Below are 18,992 nucleotides of genomic sequence, written 5' to 3'. Positions count from 1 at the left end.
GAAAGTGTGGCAATCGCCCGACCAAAGTAGGAAATCCTCTTTCCGAACTGCCGCCGTCGCCGTCCCGCGACGGCATAACCGGCAGGCATTACCCGCGCCGCCCGGATCCCGGCACAGTGAGCGCACCAGTCCCGCCCCGCCGGGAGAAAACGCGGAATCGAGACGAGAAAAGGTGGAGGTTTCCCATGTTCGACGCGACTCCGCTGTCTTCCGGCTGCGCCCGCCTGTATCCGGACGTCCGGCACGCCTGTGTCGGGGTGAGCCCGTTCAACGGCTATTTCACCGCGGAACGGCTGACCCGGCTCGCCGCGTGGACCGCGGAGCACTTCGCCGAGTTCTGCTTTTTCGTCCCGGACGAGGTCACCGCCTACACGCTCGAAGCGCTCGGATACCCGCCGGCCAGGGCGAAACAGAAGGCGCACCGGCAGTCCTGCCACGTGCACAACAAGATCGCCGCCGCGCTGCGCGCGCTGGACGTGCCCGACCCGGAGAGCCGAATCCTCGGCATGGCCCGGCTGCGCGAACTCCCCGCCTATCGGCGGCTGCTGGCCTCGGCGGAAAACCGCTTCGAAACCGACGACGCATTCCGCTCCGCCTGCTACGGCGCTTCCACCTGGGTGCTGCAGGGCCGGACCGGAAACGTGCCGGACGAGCGGGCGCTGCGGCTCGCGGTGCGCTACTTCCTCGCCGAACTCCCGTTGTTCGCCGGTTCCGGGCTGATCACCGGAAATCCGCGGTCGATGTTCGTCTACCACCAGCGGGTGCCGTTTCTCGAGAAGTTCTTCGACCGGGAATTCGCGTTCCGGCCCGAGCCGGGCCAGGGTTTCCTGGTCGTCGCCGAAGCCGCGCTGGAAGCGACGGGCCGATGAGCGAGCGCCACGACGACTATTCGCTGACCCGCGTCCCGGACGCCGCCCGCCGGTCCTGGCCGTCGGTCGCGGTGCAGCGGTTCGGGCAGGTGTCTTCGTTCCAGCAGTTCATCGTCGGCGCGCTGCTGGGCTACGGCATGACGTTCTGGAACGCGGTGCTGGCCATCACGATCGGTTCGGCGCTGCTGGAGGTCATCACCGTGCTGCTCGGCATCGCCGGGGTGCGCGAGGGACTGTCCACCTCGGTGCTGGCGCGCTGGGCCGGGTTCGGCCGGAAGGGCTCCGCGCTGGTCGGCCTGCTGGTCGCGATCAGCCTCGCGGGCTGGTTCGGCGTGCAGAACGGGGTGTTCGCGCACGGGATGCGCGCGCTCGGCGGCGCGCTGCCGGAATGGGGCTGGGCGCTGGTCGGCGGAGCAGCGATCACCGTGATCACCGTCTACGGCTTCCGCCTGATGGCCTGGACCGCCTACCTCACCGTGCCCGCGTTCCTTGTGCTGGCCGGGTATTCGGTGCTGGACGCGCTGCACACGCACTCGCTCGCGGACCTGGTCGCCGCTCCCCCGCCGGGACCGCCGCTGTCGCTCGGCGCGGCGACCACGCTGGTGTCCGGGGCGTTCATCCTCGGCGCGCTGATGACGCCGGACATGACGCGGTTCAACCGCACCCGCGGCGACGTGGTCAAGCAGACCGTGCTCAGCGTGACGCTCGGCGAGTACCTGATCGGGCTGATCGGCGTGCTGCTCGCGCACGCCGCCGCGACCTCGGACGTCGTCGGCATCGTGACCACCTCCTCGGGGCTGCTCGGCACCCTGGTGCTGGCCACCGCGATCCTCAAGATCAACGACTGGAACCTGTACTCCTCCTCGCTCGGCGTGGTCAACGTCGTGGACGTGCTGTTCGACCGGAAAGTCAGCCGCGTGCACGTGGTCCTGGTGCTCGGAGTGTTCGGCACGGCCGCGTCGGCGCTGGGGATCGCCGACGACTTCGCCGGGTTCCTGACCGCGGTCGGCGTGCTCGCCCCGCCGGTCGCCGGGGTGCTCATCGCGGAGTACTTCGTGCTTCGCCGATGCCGTCCCGTTTTCGCCGCTCTGCGCCGCGGACAGGCGGTCGCCGGTCGGGACTGGGAACCGGCCGCGCTCGTCAGCTGGACGCTCGGGACCGCTTTCGCGCTCGTCTTCGACTTCGGGATTCCCACGATCAACTCGGTGGTCGTGGCGTTCGTCTGTCACCTCGCGGCGGGCCTGCTGGCCCGCCGCCGGACCCCGGGAGGAACCGGCATGCTTCCGCTGATCGGCCGCGAAGAGCTGAAAACCGCGATGGACGAGGGCACGGTGATCGTCGTCGACACCATGCCGCCCGATTACTACGCCCGCGAACACCTTCCCGGCGCCCGCAACATCCCCGGCTTCCCCTACGAGCAGGCCGCGCGGTTCACCGACGAGCACGCGCCGCGGGTGGTCCCGGACAAGACCGCGGCGATCGTCGTCTACTGCGCCAACACCCCTTGCCGCAACAGCGAATTCGTCGGCGCCCGGCTGCTCGAACTCGGGTACGCCGACGTCCGCAAGTACCGCGAAGGAATCGAAGACTGGGTCGAAGCCGGCCATCCCACCGAAACCGGCCCCGCCCCCGAAGCCCCGGCGCGCCCGGCGCCGGTGCCGGTCAACCACCCCGAATAGAGGAGAAGAACATGGGAACCAGAATCCGGATGTTCGCGGCCGTCACGGCGATCGCGGCGGGAGTCCTCGGCGGCGTCGCGACGCCGGCGGGCGCCGCGCCGGCGTCCTACGTTTCGCTGGCCCCGCAGGACGAGACCGTCATCGACGTCACCTCGGCCAACTACGACCAGGTGATGGAGATGTCCAAGACCAAGCCGGTGGTGCTGGACTTCTACGCCAGCTGGTGCGGACCCTGTCAGAAGATGGCTCCCTACCTCGAGAAATACCACGCCGCCGACAACGGCAAGTGGATCTGGGCGAAGGTGGACCTGAGCGAGCAGGGCCAGAACAAGGACATCGCCGACAAATACGGCATCGAGTACATCCCGACGCTGATCGACGTCGCCAGCGGTCAGGAGAAGGGCAGCCGGGTGGTCGGATTCGACGAGGGCAGCGGCCCGGACGACCTGCGCACCTGGCTGAACGGTCTCTGACATCGCCGGCCGCCGCCGGGACTCCCCGAGGTCCCGGCGGCGGCCCCTCGAAGGGATAACCATGAAACGCACCCCGAAAGCCGTCGTGCTGGCGGCGCTTCTCTGTGTCGCGGCCGGCACGGCGGCGCCCGCCGCGGTCGCGGAAGACACCGCCGTGTACATCGTGCGGCTCAAGCCGATGGACAAAGACAAGGACAAGGTCACCGCCGCCGCGAACGCGCTGATCGCCAAGTACGGCGGCACGCTGCGCCGGGTCTACTACTCGGTCTCGCAGGCGTTTTCCCTTTCGCTGACCCGGGAACAGCACGACAAGTACCTGACCGACGCCGCGGTCACCACGGTCGGGGCCAACCAGGTCTACACCGCGGCCGGGACCCAAGACGACCCGCCTTCGTGGGGACAGGACCGGATCGACCAGGCGGACCTCCCGCTCGACGGCAGCTACAGCTATCCGAATACCGCGGCCAATGTGCACGTTTATGTGCTCGACACCGGGGTGCGCACCAGCCACCACGACTTCGACGGCCGCGCGCACGCCGCGTACGACGCGGTCGATCCCGACAACGACCAGAGCGGCTCGGACTGCAACGGCCACGGCACCCAGGTCGCCGCCGCCATCGCGGGCCGCAACTACGGCGTCGCGAAAGAGGCTTCGGTCGAGTCGGTGCGCACTCTAGGCTGCGACGGCACGGGTACGTCCGAGGAGATTCTGTCCGCTTTGGACTGGGTGAACCTCAACGCCCAGCGCCCGGCCCTGCTGAACCTCAGCTTCGCCGGTCCCAGCGGCACGGTCCTCGACATCCAGCTCTACAAGATGACCCAGAACGGCCTCGCCTACACCGTCGCCGCAGGCAATGGCTCGGGCGGCACCGGGGTGAACGCCTGTGACATCACGCCCGCCCGGCAGACCACCGGGATCACCGTGGGTGCCACCGATCAGGCCGACCATCGGGTGCCGTCGTCGAATTTCGGCAGTTGCGTGGATCTTTACGCGCCAGGCAAGGACATTCCGACGGCGGACAGCACCGACGACTGCGCGTCCAGCGTGGTTTCCGGGACGTCGATCGCGTCGGCGGAAGCCGCCGGGGTGGCCGCGATGTTCCTGTCCGCGCATCCGGACGCCACGCCGGATCAGGTGGTCAAGGGCATGACCGATGCGGCGACGAAGGACAAGGTCGTCGATCCTGGCGAGGGATCGCACAACCTGCTGCTGCACACCGCATAACCGGTCGCGGCCGGGCCGGACGTTTTCGGCCCGGCCGCACCGCACTCCGCACCAGCACGACCAACGCGGTCGCCAAACCACCACGCGACGAACCACACAACCCGCGCGGCCGGGCCGCCACGACCCCAAGGACCCCGCCATGGACGTCACGGCACCGCCCGGCCGCACCGCCCTCCCCTTCCCCTCCCTGCTGGCCCTGGCCGCGTCAGTGTTCCTCGGCTGCCTGACCGAGATCGTCCCGGCCGGAATCCTGCTCCCCGCCGCGGCCGACCTCGGGGTGTCGCCAGCCGCCGCGGGACAGCTGGTGACGGTGTACGCGATCACCACCGCGCTCACCGCGCTGCCGCTGACCGCGGCGTCGGCCCGGATGCCCCGCCGGAAACTTCTTCTCCTGCTGGTCGCCGGATTCGTGGCGACCAACCTGGCGATCGCGCTGTCCCCGTGGTTCGCGCTGGTGCTCGCGGCGCGGGTGGCCTCCGGGGCGCTCACCGGGATTCTGTGGTCCCTCGTGGCGAATTACGCCATGCGCCTCGTGCCCGCGGAGCGGTCCGGCCGCGCGCTCGCCGTCGCGATGGCGGGCACCCCGGTCGGTTTCGCGCTCGGCGTCCCGGCAGGCGCCGCCCTCGGCGAACTCGTCGGCTGGCGCTGGGTGTTCGCCGGAATGGCCCTCGTCGCGGCGCCGCTGCTGTGGTGGATCGTGGCGGTGGTTCCGCCGCTGCCCGGCGAAGAACCGGGTGTCCGGACGAGCTTCCGTGCGGTGCTGCGCACGCCGGGCCTGCGCCCGCTGCTGCTTCTGGTGATCGCGTTTTCCTTGGCGCACAACATGTTCTATACCTATCTCGGACCGTTCTACGCCGGTCGCGGGCATCTCGCGCTGTTGAGCGCCGGGCTGCTGCTGTTCGGCGCCGCCACGGTGGCCGGGCTGTGGCTGGTCGGGCTCGCCCTCGACCGCTATCCCCGCGCCGTGCTCACGTGCTGCGCCGCCGTTACCGCGGTCTGTTTAGGGATACTGGTCCTCGGCGGCCGCGACCCGGTGCTGCTGCTGGCCGCGTGTGCGTTGTGGGGCTTGGCTTTCGGCGGCGCGCCGACGTCGTTCCAAGCGGTCACCGCGGTCCTGGCCGGACGCCGTGCCGACATCGCGCAGTCGCTGACCATCGCCAGCTGGAACGGCGCCGTCGCCGGCGGTGCGCTGATCGGCGGCGTCCTGCTCGGCACCGCGCCCGGCGCACTGCCTTGGACAGCCATCGCGCTGATGATCGTGCCGATTTGCCTTTCCCGTTTTGTTCTCCAGGAACGGTGAAACGCCGGTCAGCTTTCAGCGCCCTTCCCGGATTCGGCGGGCACCGGGCTGGTCGCGGCGGCCTGGCAGGCACCGAAGCCCTCGGCGCGCAGCAGGATATGTCCATTGTGGACCCGGATCGCGGTTTCGGTCGCGTCGCTGACCGCCGAAACCCCTGCGGCGGAGGCCACCGCGCCGGTCTCGTCCACGATCACGCGCACGTTCGGCCACGCCGATTCCGGACACGAGCGCTTCAACAATCCGCGCAGATCCGCTAGCACTAAATTGGTCAACGGCACCAGCTCCCCCGGCTGACCCGTCACCACCACGAGCGTGACCTCCCCGGCCGCGCGCAGGGCTTCCTCCACTGCGGACAGCCGGTGCAGCCCGATCACCGCGACCACTCCGTCGCCGTCGATGCGAACCGACCGCTCTCGCAGGGCGTCGAAAACCTCTGGCGGAGACCAGATTTCCCCGTCCGCCCGCGCTTGCGGCACGATCGGCGGCTCCGGCCAGGCATCGCTCAGTTCCAGCGCGGGCAACGCTTCACAGGCGCGCACGACGTTGAACGGCTCGCCGAACCCGGGTGCCGCGGCCGCGAGCTGACTCGCACCATGCAGCATCGTCAGCGCCGCTTCCGCCACCCGCACCAGCCGTCCGGACGACAGCGAAAGCCGTTCCAGCGCCAAGCCGAGCACAATCGCGTCGAACCGCAGCAACTGCGCGTACGGCCGGTGGGTGAGTTCGTCGGCAAGGATTTCCGGCAGCAGGTCGACGCCGAGACGCGCGTCCGGATCGGTGGCCAGCGGCAGCCGGGCGACCCACGCGCGGGCGAACGCACCGAGCGCTTCGGCGGGCGTGAGGCCTGGGTCCGGATCGGGCGCCTCGGCGGCGAACCGCTCCGCCTCGGCCGCGAGCACGGCGAAGTAGAGCGCGCGTTTGCCGGGGAAGTTGGAGTAGACCGCGCCGCGGGTCAGCTCGGCGCGCTCGGCGATCACGTCGATCTTGGCGTCGCGGAACCCGCGCTCGGTGAACTCGTCGCGAGCGGCGGCCAGCACCTTCGCCCGGTTGCGCTCCTGCGTCTGCGCCCTGGTCAGCCGCGCCATCGTGAGTCCTCCCGGTCCGCTTCCTTGCCAAGATACCGTCACCATTCATATGATGAGATCATCTGAATTGCCCATCTGGAGGTTGCTGGTGTCTGCCTTGGCCCCCGTTCCCGAACTCGACCTGACCGATCCGGCCGTCACGAGCGACCCGTTCACGACCTACGGCGCCGCCCGCGAGCAGGGCCCGCTCGCCAAACTGACCGGCCCCGGCATGCCGCCGATGTGGGTCCTGACGCGGCACGCCGAAGCCCGCGCGATGCTGACTGACCAGCGGTTCGCCCTGAGCGAGGCCAGCTACCAGCGGCCGGATGTGCCCGAGCACTGCCGTCCTTACCTGCGGACCATGCAGGAAATGGAAGGAGCCGAGCACGCCCGGCTGCGCCGTCTGGCCACGCCGGCGTTCGCCGCCCGTCGCGCGCTCGATTTCCGGCCGGAGATCGAGAAAATCGTCGCCCGGTACCTGGACGCACTGCCCGCGGAAGGCCCCGTCGACCTGTTGGCGGAGTTCGCCCAGCCGCTGCCGATGGAGGTCATCTGCGCGCTCGTCGGCGTGCCGGAACCCGAACGGCCGCGCTGGCACGAATACGGCGCGGCGGTCGTCCAGGTGTCCGGCGACGAGTTCGCCACCGCCGTGCCCGGGATCATCGACAGCTCGCGGACGCTGGTCGCGCATCCGGACAGCGCGATGCTGGCGCATCTGACGAATGCGGGCCTGACGGAAACGGAAGCCGTCGCGCTCGTCTGGCAGCTCGTTCTGGCCGGGCAGACGCCGGCGAATTTCATCGCCAATTCCGTGGAAACCCTGCTGGCGCACCCGGATCAGCTCGAACTGCTGCGCACGGAACCGGAACTGTGGCCGGGCGCGGTCGAGGAATTGATGCGCTGGTGCGGTTCGCAGCTGCTGACGATTCCCCGGCGGGCCACCGAGGATCTGGAATTGCACGGCGTGCGGATCCGCGAGGGCGAGCCGGTGACCGCGTCGATCGCGGCGGCGAACCGGGACCCGCGCGTCTTCGCCGATCCGGACCGCTTCGACGTCCGCCGCTCGGCCGGCGCGCATCTCGGTTTCGCGCACGGGCCGCATTTCTGCCTCGGCGCGTCGTTCGCGCGGGTGCAGGCGGAGGTGGCGCTGACCGCGTTGCTGGACCGGTTCGCCGGATTGCGTGTCCTCGAGGCGAAGCGGGTACCCGACCCCGGAACGTGGCGGCTGGCCGGATTGACGGTCGATTGGTAACGCCCTCGATCGGGTGAGGTCCCGGCGACGGCGCGCAGGTCCGGCTACCGTTTCGCCAGGTCAGCACGACACCCCGGGAGGCAATCCATGTCCACGCCCATTCCGCCCGTCCTCGGCTTCGCGGTGCTCGACCCGCGGCGCGCGTGGCCGCTCGTGCTCACGCGCGGGATCCTGGGCATCCTGTTCGGCGTGCTGGCGCTGGCGTGGCCGGGGATCACCGTGCTGGCGCTGGCTTTCCTCTTCGGGATCTACGTGCTGATCGACGCGGTCGGCGCGATCATGCAGGCGTTCCGGCCGGGCGACGGCGGGCACCGGATCGCGTACGCGCTGCTCGGCGTGCTGGGCCTGGTCGCCGGGATCATGACGCTCGTGTGGCCCGGGGTGACCGTGCTGGTGCTGGCGACGCTCGTCGGGGCGTGGGCGGTGGTCACCGGGATCATGGAAATCGCCGCGGCGATCCGGCTGCGCAAGCAGATCACCGGCGAGGCGTTTCTCATCGTGGCGGGCGCGCTTTCGGTGATCGCCGGGGTGCTCGTGCTGTTCCACCCGATCGCCGGAGCCTTCGGCGTCGCGCTGCTGATCGGGATTTACGCGGTCATTTACGGGGTAACCCTCGTGGTCCTGTCGTTCCGGCTGCGCAAGCTGGCGAAATCCGCCGACCCGGCGGAACAGCCTCAGTAGCGCGACAATCGACAGCGACCGCTTTTGCGAGGGAAGGACCGCCCGATGGTTCAGCAGTACCCCGGCAGTTACGGGGAGGACACCCGGCCAGGCATCGACGCGGCGAGGCTGTGGGCGGGCGGTGTGGCCACCGCGGTAGTCGCGGCGCTCGTGGCGGTGGTGGGCCTGCTGATCGCGCGAGGGATCTTCGACGTGCCCGTCCTCGCCCCGAAAGGCGACGGCCTTTGGGGCAAGGCGAGCACGCCGACGTATGCGATCTCCGCCGCCGCTGTCGCGCTGCTGGCGACGGGGCTGATGCACCTGCTGAGCGTGGCGACGCCCGCGCCGGGGCAGTTCTTCGGGTGGATCATGGTGCTGGTCACGGCCATCGCGGTGGTCCTGCCACTCACGCTCACGGTGGGCATGGAGGCGAAAATCGCCACCGCGGCGATCAACCTGGTGATCGGGCTGGTGATCGCCTCGCTGGTGAGCAGCATGGCGGCCAGTGCGCGGACGTTGCACCGGCGGAAGCGCAGCAGCCGGGCGGAGCAGCAGCCGCCGCCTCCCCCGCCGACGCGGCAGTGGCCGGAGGGGCCGACTACGTATTACGACCGCTGACCTAACGCCTCCGAGCCGTTTCAGCTATCGCGTCCAGCACCCGGACGGCCACATCCGGATCCGACAACTCCGGCAACGGCTGATCCACCGGCGCGAGCGTCGTCAACGCGTGCGCGCACGCCCGGTGCACGTCCAGCTGGTCCATCGGGTCAGACCCGGCCAGCCCCCGCCGCAGGGCCGCGAACAGGCCCGGCAGCGGCAACAGCCTCGCGCTCCGATCCGGCGGCACCAGCGCGGAACCCCCGAACTCCCCCACCGCATCGACCACCACTGTCGCGTTCCGGGCGACTTCCGGCAGCGGGAATCCGGCCGCGTCGTCGCGTCGCCAGGCCACCACCTCGCCCATCCCGGACGCCACCAGCAGCGGTACCAGCAACGGCATCGTGTCCGACCCGGCTACCACCACTTTCGCGTCGAACGGCGCGACATGCAGCCGTCGCGTCCGGATCAGCACCGCCGCGGTCAGCACGATCCCGGCGGTTTCTTCCTCGGTGATCACCGGAACGCTAGCGGCGAGTTCTCGTTGCGCCGCACGGGCTTTCGCCGGTTCAGCCCCGGTCAGGTACACCGCCGCGACCTCGCCCGGCAGCGACCGCAGGGCGGCCGCCAGCTCCGCCGCGTCGCGCGACCGCACCGTGAACGCCGACGCCGGCACGCCGGTGTGCTCGCGGATCGCCCGCGCGTCCTCCCGCAGCCGCGACACTCCGGCCGACTCGCCGTCGCCGACTATCGCCAGCTCGGAGTGCGCCCAGCTCATCGGCCTGACTCGCCGAGGTCGACGTCGTTCTGCCGCGCGATTTCCCGCAGTTCGGCCAATCGCTCGCGGTGGCCTTCCGCCTCGTCCTCGCCGGCATGCTCCAGCGCCTGCAGCGCCGCCGCGATGCCCCGCTTCAGTTCCCGCACGAATTCGCTCGTCACATCGCCTCCGGTCGGATTTCGCAGTCTCAGCTCTCCGGGGAACGCGGCCCGCCCGCGTGCGCGGCGCGCAGGTCGTCGAGCAGTTCGACCTGGCCAGACAGCACGCCGGTCAGGATCTCGCGCGCGACCGCCAGCAGCTCCGCGACCTGCGGGCTGATCAGCGAGTAGTAGACGCTCGACCCTTCCTTGCGCGTCGTGACCAGCCCCATCCGCCGCAGCACCGCGAGCTGCTGCGACAGGTTCGCCGGCTCGATCCCGACCTCCGGCAGCATCTCCGCGACGGCGTGCTCGCGCTGCGCCAGCAGCTCCAGCACCCGGATCCGCGCCGGATGGCCGAGCGTCTTGAAGAACTCGGCTTTCAGCTGGTACAGCGGTCTGCTCACGATGCCGCCTCCGGGTCTCGCCCTCCGCGCCTGACTGGTTCAGCAATTGCAAATATTAGCAATTGCTGAACCAGCTAGGCGACAGGCCTCCTCAACGCTCCGCAGGCCCGAACTCGCCCGCGTGATCGGCCACCCACTGAGCGAACGTCCGCGCCGGAACCCCGGTGACCTCCTCCACCGTCGTCGTCGGCCGGTCAGGTTCGCGGTCGGCCAAGCGGGCGAAGGCGTCGAGCATGGCGTCCGCGTACTCCGCCGGGATCCGCTCGAGGAGGAGTTCGCGCGCGACCTCCCGGGACACCTCCTCCCAGCGGGTCTCCCGGCCGATCACCTCCCCGATCACCCGGACCTGCTCGACCTGCGTCAGCGCGGCCGCGCCGGTGAGGTCGTACTTCGCGCCGACGTGCCCGTCAGAAGTCAGCGCGGCCACCGCGACCGCCGCCATGTCGGCCTCGTGGATGAGCGTCGAAGACACCGAGCCGTATGCCCCGCGCACGACGCCGTCCTCGCGAATCTGCGCCGCCCAGCCGAGCGTGTTGGTCGCGAAGCCGTGGGGTTGAAGAAAAGTCCACTCGAGACTCGTGCGCTCGATCGCCTTCTCCACCGCGCGATGGACCCGGCTGATCGCGTCGTCCGAGTCAGTGCGCGCGGCGGCCGACGACAACAGCACCAACCGACGAGCACTTTCGGCGATCGTGTCCGCGATTTCCTGAGCCGGCTTGCCGGAAATCAAGGGCCACATCAAGAATACCGAGTCCACGCCCCGCAACGCGGTGCGCAGACTGTCCACATCAGACAGATCACCGGACACGACCTCAACGCCGCCGGGCAGCTCGGCCTGTTCGGGCCGCCGAGCCAACGCCCGTACCGGAACGCCGCGTTCGGTCAACTGGACAACCACCTGACGGCCGACGTTGCCGGTCGCGCCGATCACCAGAATCTTGGTCACGGGAGTACCTCCTTGTGTCGCAGTGAGGCTCACCGTAGGTTTTGGGCTAACCTTTCGTAAGTACGAACCGCGAGGTAAGCTCCCGACATGGGAGTAGGCACCGAGGCAGGACGCCGCGCCGCCGCGGACCCGGGTGACGCATTCGACAGCGACTGCCCCGGCCGCGGGGTGCTCAACCACGTGTGCAGCCGCTGGGGCACGCTGATCCTGCTCTCGCTGCGCGAACGACCGGCGCGCTTCTACGAACTGCGCGACACGATCGGCGGAATCAGCGAGAAGATGCTCTCGCAGAACCTGCGCACCCTGACCCGTGATGGCTTGATCCACCGCGAGGTGGAGCCCGCGACGCCGCCCAAGGTGACGTACTCGCTCACCGAGCTTGGGCAGGAGCTGGCGACGCCGTTGCAGGGGCTGTTGGATTGGGTCGGTGCGCGGACGATGGATGTGGTGAAGGCGCAGAGGCGGCATGATCGGCAGCACAAGCCGGCGTCTTGAGCGAGGAAAACCAGCAGACGGGTTAACGACCGGCTCGGAACAGCAGCCTCTGTCGTAACAGTCCCGGTGTTCCATCCGATTTATCTGATATGACTGGGCCGGATGGCGGGAAAAGGCAACGATCGCAGTCGGGAACCAAGGCCGCCGCAAGCATTGTTGCGCGCCTTGAGGAAGAGGTCGCAGTTCACGTCGCGCGTTATGGCACCAAGCGTCGCCGCAAGCCGGGGCCCTTCCCCGCAGAGGCTCGCCAACACGAACGCGATCTCGAAGTGGCCCTCCGGGCCGTCATCCGGGCTTTCGAACGGAATCCGGCCCGTTCCGTTCGGCAAAACGGTGTCCGCGCCCGCACCTGGGCAGCAATCCACCGACTGCATGGCACAAAGCCGAGACTATTCGCTCCGAGCAGGAACAGGGCGAAGAAACGGATCAGCGGACCGCTGTACCCGGTGCGCCAGGTACAGATCGTCAGCGGCGGACACCCGGGCTCGGGGAAGCGCACCTGACTCTCCGAGCGGCCTGGCTGCTCATGACGACCTCGACGGGGTCCGATCACGAGCAGCCAAAGCCTCCCGAACTGAAGAACCTCAGCCCTTCAAAAGCTGCCGAGCCATCACCAACCGCTGGATCTGGTTCGTGCCTTCGTAAATCTGTGTGATCTTCGCGTCCCGCATCATCCGCTCCAGCGGGAAGTCCCGGGTGTACCCGTAACCGCCGAGCAGCTGGACCGCGTCCGTCGTCACGCTCATCGCCACATCCGAGGCGTGGCACTTGGCCGCCGCGCCGAAGAACGACAGGTCCGCGTCACCTCGCTCGGACTTCGCCGCCGCGGTGTACACCATCTGGCGCGCCGTCTCTACTGCCATCGCCATGTCCGCCAGCATGAACTGGATTCCCTGGAAGTCCGCGATGTGCTTGCCGAACTGCTTGCGCTCCTTGACGTAACCCAGCGCGTGGTCCAGCGCGCCCTGGGCGATGCCGACGGCCTGCGCGGCGATCGTCACGCGGGTGTGGTCGAGCGTCCGCAGGGCGATCTTCAGACCCTCTCCCGGCTCGCCGACCATCCGGTCGCCGGGGATGCGCACCTGGTCGAACAGCAGCTCACGCGTCGGCGAGCCCTTCACGCCCAGTTTCTTTTCCTTGGCACCGAAGGAAAAACCGGCGTCGGACTTTTCCACCACGAAGGCGCTCACGTTGGCGCCGCGGCGGCCGTCCGGGTCGGTGACCGCCAGGACCGTGTAGTACTCCGACACACCGGCGTTGGTGATCCACGACTTCTGTCCATTGAGGATCCAGTCGTCGCCGGAAGGGGTGGCGCGGCACCGCATCGATGCGGTGTCCGAGCCCGCGTCGCGTTCGGACAGTCCATACGAGAATCCGGCCTCGCCCGAAGCCAGCGGCGGCAGGTATTTCGCCTTGACGTCCTCGTTCGCGGCCAGGATCAACGGCAGGCTGCCGAGTTTGTTCACCGCGGGAATGAGCGAGGACGACGCGCACACTCGCGCTACTTCCTCGATCACAATGCAGGTGGCCAACGCGTCGGCACCGGCGCCGCCGTACTGCTCCGGCACGTGCGGGGCGTGGAAGTCCGACGCGACCAGTGCGTCGTAGGACGCCTTGGGGAATTCTTCGCGCTCGTCGGCCTCGGCGGCGTGCGGAGCGATCTGCTCTTCGGCGACCGCGCGGACGGCCTCGCGGATCGCTTCGTGGTCTTCGTTGATCTTGAACAGGTCGAAACTCATCGGGATCTCCTCGCCGGAACTCAGTAGGTGTAGAAGCCGCGGCCGGTTTTGCGGCCCAGCAGGCCGGCGTCGACCATCCGGGCCAGCAGCGGCGGCGGCGCGTACAGCGGCTCCTTGAACTCCTCGTACAGCGATTCCGCGACCGCCTTCGTGGTGTCGAGCCCGATCAGGTCCGCCAGCGCGAGCGGGCCCTGCGGGTGCGCGGCGCCGCGCACGAGGCCCTCGTCGATCGCTTCCTTTGTCGCGAAGCCCGATTCCAGCATGCGCACGGCGGCGAGGATGAACGGGATCAGCAGCGCGTTCACCACGAACCCGGCGCGGTCCTGGCACAGGATCGCGTGCTTGCCCAGCGTCTCCTCGGCGAATTTCCGCGCGCGGGCGGTGGTCTCGTCGCCGGTGAGCAGGCTCGGGACCAGTTCGACCAGCGGCAGCACCGGGACCGGGTTGAAGAAGTGGATGCCGAGCACCTGCGCCGGGCGCGCGGTCGCGGTGCCGAGCTTCATGATCGGGATCGAGGACGTGTTGGAGGCCAGCACCGCGTCCGGCGCGGCGACGATCTTGTCCAGCTTCCCGAACAGCTCCGCCTTGACCGCCTCGTTCTCCACGATGGCCTCGACGACGAGCGTGCGGTCGGCCAGGTCGTCGAGGTCCTCGGTGATCCGGATCCGCTCCAGCACGTCGGCCGCGGACGCGATCTTCCCCTTGCGCTCGGCCCGGCCCAGCGAGGCCTCGAGCCGCGCCCGGCCCGCGTCGGCGGCCGCCCGGGTCGACTCGACCGCCACGACGTCCAGCCCGGCCCGGGCGCACACCTCGGCGATCCCCGCCCCCATCTGGCCGCAGCCGACCACGCCGACGAGCTCCACGTGCCTCACCCATCCCTCCGGTACTTGGTTTCATGATGACGGTACTCAGTACCGACCGGTAGGCCAGAGCGGGGTGGTCCACCTCACCCTGCTCGCTCGGGCCAGGAGGCGATTAGGCTGGCCGCAGCGTGCGTGCGAAAGGTGGCCCGATGCCCGACAAACCGGCCAAGCAACGGCTGACCGAGGCCGCGTTCGCGCTGTTCGAGGAGCGCGGCTACGACCAGACGACGGTCGACGACATCACCGACCGCGCGGGCGTCGGGCGCAGCACGTTCTTCCGGGCGTTCCGGTCCAAAGAGGACGTCATCTTCCCCGACCACGAGGTGCTGCTGAGCGCGATCGAGGCCCGGCTGGCCGGTTCCGACCCGCGCACCGCGACCGTCGCGGTCACCGAGGCCTCGCGGCTGGTATTGCGGCATTACGTCGCGGAAGGCGACCTGGCGCTGGCGCGGTACCGGCTCACCCGCAGCGTTCCCGCGCTGCGCGCCCGGGAAATCGCCGGCACGCGGCAGTATCAACGGCTGTTCCAGGAATTCGTCCACCGCTGGATGGGCGGCGGCGAAGAAACCGCACTGCGCGCCGAACTCATGGCGGCGGCCGTGGTGACGGCGCACAACCACGTCCTCCGCCGCTGGCTGCGTGGGCAGACGGCGGACCCGGAGGCGGCCTTCGACGCCGCGATGGCGGACACGGTCGCGCTGTTCGGCAACACCGGCGAGACCGAGACGACGGTCGTCGCTTTCCGTACCGGCAAAGACCTTTCCGCGGTCCTGCCGGGGTTGCGCAAGCTGCTCGGCGACGAGGGCACGCTCAGCTGAGCGGCTACCAGGCCTCGTCGAACCGCACGCCGCCCTCGTACCAGTCCTCGTCGCTCACCGGGCGTTCCGGCTCCGTCGGCTGCTCGGGGTCGGCGGTGCGGTTGCGGAGGTAGTCGCCCTCTCCCGGAGCCGCGGAAGCGCCGCCCGTTGCTTGCCGAGGTCCGGGAGCTGTTGCCAGCGGCGCGGAAGGATTCCCTGATGCAGCAACGGGTTTCGACTGGACCGGCACAGCAGCCGGTTTCGGTTGGACCGGCACGGCGGGCGGTTTCGCTTCAACGGGCCGAGCAGGCCGCCGAGGAGCAGCGGCCGGAGCAGCGGGAGCGACGTCCGGCGTGAACCCGGCCCGCCACATCAGCCGGTCCATCACGTACCCGCGGGTGCCGAGCGGAGCCAGCAACGACGCCGTCTGGTGCGCCGATTGCCGCTGCGCTTCGGCGTACGTGTGCAGCACCAGCGCGGCCAACTCCTCCGGCGGCAAATTCCGCACTGCGCCGGAGAGTTTCAGTCCAGTGAGGACACCGTCGGTGTTGACCGTGGCCGTGACCGCGTTGTCGGCCGAGGACGCCTCGACCGACAACGCGGACAGTGCCTGGAGCAGTTCTTCCGGATCGGCCACGTCAGTCCATTGTGGACGGCGACAGCGGCTGCGACACCGAACCGTCCGGCGCGATGTCGACGTTCCGGTCCCGGACCTTCTTCTCGGTGTCCTTCGGGGTGTTGGAGGTCTCGAAGTTGGACGGGTCGAACGAATCGCCGGGGCTCACGTCGGCGGGCTTCGGGATGTCGGGCAGGCCGTCGGCCTTCTCGCGGATCTTGTCCGCGAGCCGTCCGGTCGACTGGTCCATTCCCGAGCGGATCTTCTCGACGTTGTCGAGGAAACTCTCGAAGATCTCCTTCGAGGACTCCCCTTCGACCCGCGCCGAGGCCTCCGCCACGACCTCGGACAGCCCCGCGCCCGCACCGGCCACCGCGGCCTGCGTGCCCGCGGCGGCGAGGCTCAGCCCGGCGCCCGCGGCCGCCGGGGTCGCGACCGCGGCGAGCATCCCGACCAAAGCCGCGGTGAAGGCCGTCGTCATGACCTTGGACAGCGAGATCTCACCCTCCTTGGCCTTGTCCTTCTGGTATTTCTCCGCGGCGTCCTTGAACGACTTGCCGAGCGTGTTGAGGTCGTCCCGCGCGCCCCACACGCTGTCCCGGCCCGCGACGACGCCGCTCTCCAGCACCGAGATCTCAGTGGCCATCTGGTCGTAGGTCTCCGACAGCCGGTCGAGATACGTCTTCACGTCCTCGGCCGCCTCGCCGCGCCACGAGCCCATCAGTTCCTTCGCCCGGCGCAGCTCCGTCATCGAGCCGCGGCCGAGGTTCTGCCAGATGTGCTCGTAAGAATTGATCAGCGACTGCAGTCCGGCGCCGGTGTCTTTGAGGTCGGCCTCGGAGAACTCGCGGAAGATGCTCGTGACCTCGTCCTGATAGGACTCGTACAGGCCGTCCATCATCTGGAACAGCATGAACTCCGCGTAGCGCAACGCCAGCACGCCGTCGAGCGCGTCGTTCGCGCCTTGCCGCAGGTCCTCGCAGATGCCTTCGAGCAGCTGCTCGCGCGAGCGTTCGTCCGAACCGCCGCTCAGCCCGAAGTAGTTTTCCTGGTCGCTCACGTCAGAGCCCCTCCCCTGCCGCGTTGCGCACGCCCATCCGCGCTTCCCCGTCGGCGCTCTCGTACAGGTCGGCCACGCGCGCGAGCGCGACGCTCGCCTGCTGCGTGGTGAAAGCGAGCTTCGCCAGCGCTTCCTCGACCTTCGAACGGTGGTACTCGTACGCCGCCGCGACCTGGCGCATGCCGAGCGAGCCGCCGAACGCCGTCGTCGGGCCTCCGCCGAACGGGTTGAACCCGCCGAAGATGCCCTGCGGTCCGGTCGCCTCGGGCATGTCCAGCCCGCGCACGCCGTCGCGCGCGGTTTCCGCCGCGTGCCCGGCGTCCTCGACGAACCCGCTCGCCTTGCGCAGATCCTTCACGTCGGTTTCAAAACCGATCATGGGTCCACCCCCAGTCGTATGAACCGTCACCCTACTGAGCGAACGGTATCCTTCCGACTCATCGGACATGACGCCGGTTCACGACATCGACGTGACCACCGCCACATTCCGGACGTACCGGCTCTACCCCTCGCGCGCGGGCGCGGACGCCGCTCGGCGCGGAAACCACGGCACGATGGGAGAAACGCGCCGCTGGTAGTCCGCGTACTCCGGATAGCGGCCGAGAGTGATGCTCTCGGTGAAGATCGTCGAGCCGATGAACAGCGCCGTCAGCAGGACCGCGCCGGCGATCGTCCAGGTGACCGCGCCCGCCGCGGACACACCGAGCAGGAACACGAGCCACCACTGCGCTTGTTCGAAGAAGAAGTTGGGGTGGCGGGAAAAGCGGAACAGCCCGGTCTGCGCGAACCGCGGGTCGGGGGTGCGCCCAGCGGCCGTCTCGCGCTTCTTCCGCTGGTGGAAGTTCCACTGCTGCTGATCGGCGAGGGTTTCGCCAGCCAAGCAGGCAACGAACGCCACCGCCAGCACGATGTCGGCGACGCCCAGCGGCGTCTGATGATCCAGCGCGGTCCACGCGGGCAGCGTGATGAGCAGCAGGATCACGTTCTGGTAGAGCGTGATGAAGAAGAGGTTGAACAGCTGGAACTGCCACGGAGCCATCCGGCCGCGCAGCACCGCCCAGCGGTAGTCCTCGCCGCCGCGCGCGTAGCCGCCCTTGCGGCCGTAGTTGAAGGTCAGCCGCGCGCCCCACAGGAACACGAGCGCGAACAGCAGGTTCAGCCTGGCGTCCGCGAACCCCGCGTGACCGGCGAAGATCCCGGCGTAGGCCACCGGGACGACCGACCAGATCCGGTCCACCCAGGAGTGCTCCCTGGTGAGCACCGACAGCAGCCAGCAGCCGGCGCACACGCCCGCGAAAACCCAGAGGCACACCTGGAACGCGTTCATGACCGCGACTTTACTGCCGGGATCGCCCGCGCGACGCCGTTAGAATCCGCCGATGACGGCGAACCTGCCCCTGCGCGAGCGCAAGATCGACCTCTTCTTCGCGGTGATCTTCTCGGTTTTCACGGTGACGTCGCTGATCAGCGACCTGCTGCCGACGATCGGCGTCGACTTCTCGCGGCCGACCGGCAACTTCTTCGTCGACTCCAACTACTGGTACGCCCACGACGCCGACCCGCTCTTCATGCACCCGCCGGACTGGATGCGGATCGTCACCGGGCTGTCCGCGTTCGTCTACCTGCCTTTCTACGTCGTGCTCGTCTGGTGTCTCGTCACCGGCCGCAACGGGATCCAGCTGTTCGCGGTGATCTACGCGACGATGATCGTCACCCTCACCGGGATCGTCGTGTTCGGCGTCGAGTTCTTCAGCGACCCGGCGACCCGTACCGGCAACCCGGGCAAGTTCCTCGCGTTCAACCTCCCTTACGTGCTGATCCCGTTGCTGTTGCTGGTGAGGATGCGTCGACCGCTGCCGTTCGCTCGGCGGTTTTGACCACTGTGGACAGACATGGGCAGGGACTGGCTCGCCGAAGAGCGCTTCCGGGGCGCGGGCGTGACCGGCGGCGAAAGCACCATCGGACCGGCCAATCCGCCGAGCCGGTTGAAGAACGACACCGGCCCGGCGATCCGGCCGCACTGACCGTCGTC

Annotated in this window: 23 protein-coding genes and 1 pseudogene; 13 read left to right on the top strand and 11 right to left on the bottom strand. The window is 69.1% G+C overall.

Annotated elements, in window-relative coordinates; all coding sequences use genetic code 11:
* Positions 1-185 precede the first annotated feature (185 nt).
* The 6 genes and pseudogenes from ABD156_RS26245 (at position 186) to ABD156_RS26220 (ending at position 5,546) form a co-directional block, all read left to right on the top strand.
* A complete protein-coding gene (locus ABD156_RS26245; RefSeq protein WP_344279063.1) occupies positions 186-869 on the top strand; it encodes a tRNA-dependent cyclodipeptide synthase in 684 nt (227 codons plus the stop codon).
* Positions 866-2,002: pseudogene (locus ABD156_RS26240) on the top strand (purine-cytosine permease family protein); the annotation flags it as partial. The gene ABD156_RS26245 and the pseudogene ABD156_RS26240, both read left to right, overlap by 4 nt.
* 144 nt (positions 2,003-2,146) lie before the next feature.
* A complete protein-coding gene (locus tag ABD156_RS26235) occupies positions 2,147-2,548 on the top strand; it encodes a rhodanese-like domain-containing protein (RefSeq protein WP_244223542.1) in 402 nt (133 codons plus the stop codon).
* 11 nt (positions 2,549-2,559) lie between these two features.
* Positions 2,560-3,021, top strand: coding sequence for a thioredoxin family protein (locus ABD156_RS26230; RefSeq protein ID WP_344279061.1), 462 nt, complete (start codon positions 2,560-2,562; stop codon positions 3,019-3,021).
* Positions 3,022-3,082: 61 nt separating this feature from the next.
* A complete protein-coding gene (locus ABD156_RS26225; RefSeq protein WP_344279059.1) occupies positions 3,083-4,246 on the top strand; it encodes a S8 family peptidase in 1,164 nt (387 codons plus the stop codon).
* Positions 4,247-4,385: 139 nt separating this feature from the next.
* Positions 4,386-5,546, top strand: a complete 1,161-nt coding sequence (locus ABD156_RS26220; protein ID WP_344279056.1) for an MFS transporter — start codon at positions 4,386-4,388, stop codon at positions 5,544-5,546.
* Between the two features lie 8 nt (positions 5,547-5,554).
* Here the strand turns inward: ABD156_RS26220 and ABD156_RS26215 are convergent, their stop codons facing one another.
* Positions 5,555-6,631 carry a TetR/AcrR family transcriptional regulator gene (locus ABD156_RS26215; RefSeq protein ID WP_344279053.1) on the bottom strand — a complete coding sequence of 359 codons (1,077 nt, stop codon included), beginning with the start codon at positions 6,629-6,631 and terminating at the stop codon, positions 5,555-5,557.
* 97 nt (positions 6,632-6,728) lie between these two features.
* On the opposite strand from ABD156_RS26215, the gene ABD156_RS26210 reads away from it, so the two are divergent.
* The 3 genes from ABD156_RS26210 to ABD156_RS26200 all read left to right on the top strand — a co-directional run bounded on the left by ABD156_RS26210 (position 6,729) and on the right by ABD156_RS26200 (position 9,143).
* Complete coding sequence (locus ABD156_RS26210; RefSeq protein ID WP_344279818.1) at positions 6,729-7,865, top strand: cytochrome P450; 1,137 nt, start codon at positions 6,729-6,731, stop codon at positions 7,863-7,865.
* Positions 7,866-7,952: 87 nt separating this feature from the next.
* On the top strand, positions 7,953-8,546 hold the full coding sequence (locus tag ABD156_RS26205) for an HdeD family acid-resistance protein (protein WP_344279050.1): 594 nt from the start codon (positions 7,953-7,955) through the stop codon (positions 8,544-8,546).
* Positions 8,547-8,591: 45 nt separating this feature from the next.
* Positions 8,592-9,143 (top strand): DUF6069 family protein, encoded by a 552-nt coding sequence (locus tag ABD156_RS26200; RefSeq protein ID WP_344279047.1) that lies wholly within the window; start codon positions 8,592-8,594, stop codon positions 9,141-9,143.
* A 1-nt stretch (position 9,144) separates the two neighbouring features.
* Here the strand turns inward: ABD156_RS26200 and ABD156_RS26195 are convergent, their stop codons facing one another.
* From ABD156_RS26195 to ABD156_RS26180, 4 genes are all read right to left on the bottom strand, one after another.
* Positions 9,145-9,900: a hypothetical protein gene (locus ABD156_RS26195; protein ID WP_344279044.1), complete on the bottom strand. Its 756-nt coding sequence runs from the start codon at positions 9,898-9,900 to the stop codon at positions 9,145-9,147.
* A complete protein-coding gene (locus tag ABD156_RS26190; RefSeq protein ID WP_344279041.1) occupies positions 9,897-10,061 on the bottom strand; it encodes a hypothetical protein in 165 nt (54 codons plus the stop codon). The genes ABD156_RS26195 and ABD156_RS26190 overlap by 4 nt, the downstream gene beginning before the upstream one ends.
* A gap of 26 nt (positions 10,062-10,087) precedes the next feature.
* Complete coding sequence (locus ABD156_RS26185) at positions 10,088-10,444, bottom strand: ArsR/SmtB family transcription factor (RefSeq protein WP_344279038.1); 357 nt, start codon at positions 10,442-10,444, stop codon at positions 10,088-10,090.
* 91 nt (positions 10,445-10,535) lie between these two features.
* Positions 10,536-11,390, bottom strand: a complete 855-nt coding sequence (locus ABD156_RS26180; protein WP_344279035.1) for an NAD(P)H-binding protein — start codon at positions 11,388-11,390, stop codon at positions 10,536-10,538.
* 87 nt (positions 11,391-11,477) lie between these two features.
* Between ABD156_RS26180 and ABD156_RS26175 the strand changes: the two genes are divergently transcribed.
* Positions 11,478-11,885, top strand: a complete 408-nt coding sequence (locus ABD156_RS26175) for a winged helix-turn-helix transcriptional regulator (RefSeq protein WP_344279032.1) — start codon at positions 11,478-11,480, stop codon at positions 11,883-11,885.
* 584 nt (positions 11,886-12,469) lie between these two features.
* Here ABD156_RS26175 and ABD156_RS26170 read toward each other — a convergent pair.
* Both ABD156_RS26170 and ABD156_RS26165 read right to left on the bottom strand, forming a co-directional pair.
* The gene (locus tag ABD156_RS26170; protein WP_344279029.1) at positions 12,470-13,624 is read right to left on the bottom strand and encodes an acyl-CoA dehydrogenase family protein; all 1,155 of its coding nucleotides are present in this window, start codon (positions 13,622-13,624) and stop codon (positions 12,470-12,472) included.
* Positions 13,625-13,644: 20 nt separating this feature from the next.
* Positions 13,645-14,496 carry a 3-hydroxybutyryl-CoA dehydrogenase gene (locus ABD156_RS26165; RefSeq protein WP_344279026.1) on the bottom strand — a complete coding sequence of 284 codons (852 nt, stop codon included), beginning with the start codon at positions 14,494-14,496 and terminating at the stop codon, positions 13,645-13,647.
* A 140-nt stretch (positions 14,497-14,636) separates the two neighbouring features.
* On the opposite strand from ABD156_RS26165, the gene ABD156_RS26160 reads away from it, so the two are divergent.
* Positions 14,637-15,305, top strand: a complete 669-nt coding sequence (locus ABD156_RS26160) for a TetR/AcrR family transcriptional regulator (protein WP_344279023.1) — start codon at positions 14,637-14,639, stop codon at positions 15,303-15,305.
* Between the two features lie 4 nt (positions 15,306-15,309).
* Here ABD156_RS26160 and ABD156_RS26155 read toward each other — a convergent pair whose 3' ends face one another.
* The 4 genes from ABD156_RS26155 to ABD156_RS26140 all read right to left on the bottom strand — a co-directional run bounded on the left by ABD156_RS26155 (position 15,310) and on the right by ABD156_RS26140 (position 18,287).
* Positions 15,310-15,921: a YbaB/EbfC family nucleoid-associated protein gene (locus ABD156_RS26155; protein WP_344279020.1), complete on the bottom strand. Its 612-nt coding sequence runs from the start codon at positions 15,919-15,921 to the stop codon at positions 15,310-15,312.
* A 1-nt stretch (position 15,922) separates the two neighbouring features.
* The gene (locus ABD156_RS26150) at positions 15,923-16,960 is read right to left on the bottom strand and encodes a hypothetical protein (RefSeq protein ID WP_344279017.1); all 1,038 of its coding nucleotides are present in this window, start codon (positions 16,958-16,960) and stop codon (positions 15,923-15,925) included.
* A gap of 1 nt (position 16,961) precedes the next feature.
* Positions 16,962-17,339, bottom strand: a complete 378-nt coding sequence (locus tag ABD156_RS26145) for a hypothetical protein (RefSeq protein ID WP_344279014.1) — start codon at positions 17,337-17,339, stop codon at positions 16,962-16,964.
* 123 nt (positions 17,340-17,462) lie between these two features.
* Positions 17,463-18,287, bottom strand: coding sequence for a DUF1295 domain-containing protein (locus ABD156_RS26140; RefSeq protein WP_344279011.1), 825 nt, complete (start codon positions 18,285-18,287; stop codon positions 17,463-17,465).
* A gap of 52 nt (positions 18,288-18,339) precedes the next feature.
* Here ABD156_RS26140 and ABD156_RS26135 point away from each other — a divergent pair, with 52 nt between their 5' ends.
* Both ABD156_RS26135 and ABD156_RS26130 read left to right on the top strand, forming a co-directional pair.
* Positions 18,340-18,837 carry an EXPERA domain-containing protein gene (locus ABD156_RS26135; protein ID WP_344279008.1) on the top strand — a complete coding sequence of 166 codons (498 nt, stop codon included), beginning with the start codon at positions 18,340-18,342 and terminating at the stop codon, positions 18,835-18,837.
* 15 nt (positions 18,838-18,852) lie between these two features.
* A complete protein-coding gene (locus ABD156_RS26130; protein ID WP_344279005.1) occupies positions 18,853-18,984 on the top strand; it encodes a hypothetical protein in 132 nt (43 codons plus the stop codon).
* Positions 18,985-18,992: the final 8 nt, after the last annotated feature.

The sequence above is a fragment of the Amycolatopsis albidoflavus genome (assembly GCF_039525725.1).
In the GTDB taxonomy this organism is placed as follows: Bacteria; Actinomycetota; Actinomycetes; order Mycobacteriales; family Pseudonocardiaceae; genus Amycolatopsis; species Amycolatopsis albidoflava.
Note: the sequence above shows the minus strand (reverse complement) of the source record. Positions and strands in the feature narration are given on the sequence as shown.